The 1,577-nt window shown below is 69.8% G+C and carries 2 protein-coding genes; one reads left to right on the forward strand and one right to left on the reverse strand.

Annotated elements, in window-relative coordinates; translation table 11 throughout:
- On the forward strand, positions 1 to 895 hold an 895-nt coding region (gene eno / locus L995_RS00185), incomplete at its 5' end, for a phosphopyruvate hydratase (protein WP_047467985.1).
- Here the strand turns inward: eno and L995_RS00190 are convergent.
- Positions 850 to 1,577, reverse strand: a 728-nt coding sequence (locus tag L995_RS00190; RefSeq protein ID WP_231574317.1) for a class I SAM-dependent methyltransferase, incomplete at its 5' end; no start/stop codon positions are given. The genes eno and L995_RS00190 overlap by 46 nt on opposite strands.

A 1,577-nucleotide genomic window follows, 5' to 3' on the forward strand; every position in this document is an offset into this window, starting at 1 on the left:
CATGATCAATGTCATCAACGGTGGCGCCCATGCCGACAATCCGCTGGACTTCCAGGAGTTCATGCTGCTGCCGGTGGGGGCGGACAGCTTCGGTGAGGCGCTGCGCATGGGCGCCGAGGTTTTCCACGCGCTGCGCCATGCCCTCAAGGCCGCAGGCCACAGCGTCAACGTGGGCGACGAGGGCGGCTTTGCGCCCGCCCTGCGCAGCGCGCCCGAGGCGCTGGACCACCTGATGGCCGCCATCGAGCGCGCCGGCCTGCGCCCCGGCAGGGACATCGCCCTGGCCCTGGACCCTGCGGCCAGTGAATTCCATGGCGAGGACGGCTACCGCTACGCGGGCGAGGGCCTGGTGCGCAGCCGCCAGCAGCAGGTGGACTACCTGGCGCAACTGGTGGAGCACTACCCCATCGTCTCCATCGAGGACGGCATGGCCGAGGACGATATCGAGGGCTGGCAGGCCCTGGGCCGGCGCCTGGGCGGACGCTGCCAGCTGGTGGGCGACGATGTGTTCTGCACGAACCCCGGCCTGTTCGAGGGCGGCATTGCCCGGGGCGTGGGCAACGCCATCCTGGTCAAGATCAACCAGATCGGCACGCTGACCGAAACCTGGGACGTGCTGCGCCTGGCGCATGGCGCGGGCTATGGCGTGGTGATATCGCACCGCTCGGGCGAGACCGAGGACACCAGCATTGCCGACCTGGCCGTGGCGGCCCAGTGCGCCATGATCAAGACCGGCTCGCTGTCGCGCGCCGACCGCACGGCCAAGTACAACCGGCTGCTGCGCATCGAGCGCGAACTGGGCCCGGCCGCCGTCTATGCGGGGCGCCGTGCGCTCAAGGGCCGGGCGGGTCAGGAAGCCGTGTCGGCCGCTGCGGGTGTTGCGGGCGCCCTGTAGACCAGCACCTTGAGGCTGCGCTCGGCGTCGATGTCGGCGAAGGTGGCCGGATTGGCCAGGCGCTCGACGAACTCCAGCTCGGGGGCCACTTCCTGCATCTGCGATGTCAGGAACTGCGTGCCCATCTCGGGCGCGTTCAGGCACAGCAGCACATGGCCGCCGGGGCGCAGCAGGTCGGGCAGGCGGCGCATCAGGCGGGCATAGTCCTTGGTGGCGACGAAGCTGCCCTTCTGGTAGCTGGGCGGGTCCACCACGATCAGGTGGTACGGCCCGCCGCGCGTGATCTTGCCCCAGCTGCTGAAGATGTCGTGGGCCAGGAAGCTGGCGCCCGACAGATCGTTGAGCCGGTGGTTCTGCTGGCCCGTGGCCAGCGCGCCCTGGGCCATGTCCATGTTCATCACATGGCGCGCCCCGGCCTGCAGGGCCACTACCGAAAAGGCGCAGGTATAGGCGAACAGGTTGAGCACCTTGATGCCATGGCGGTGCTCGGGATGGTTGGCGACATGCGCGTGCACCCAGCGCCGGCCTTCGGCCATGTCCAGGAACAGGCCGTGGTTCTGGCCGCGCAGCACCTGCACGCGGTAGCGCGTGCCGGCCTCGGTGACGATGTGCGGGTCTGGCACTTCGCCGGCCATGAGCCGGGTTTCGGCGGGCGCGGCGGGCTGGCGCAGCTGGTAGACCC

The organism is Delftia sp. ZNC0008 (assembly GCF_000799035.1).
GTDB classification, from domain to species: domain Bacteria; phylum Pseudomonadota; class Gammaproteobacteria; order Burkholderiales; family Burkholderiaceae_C; genus Comamonas; species Comamonas tsuruhatensis.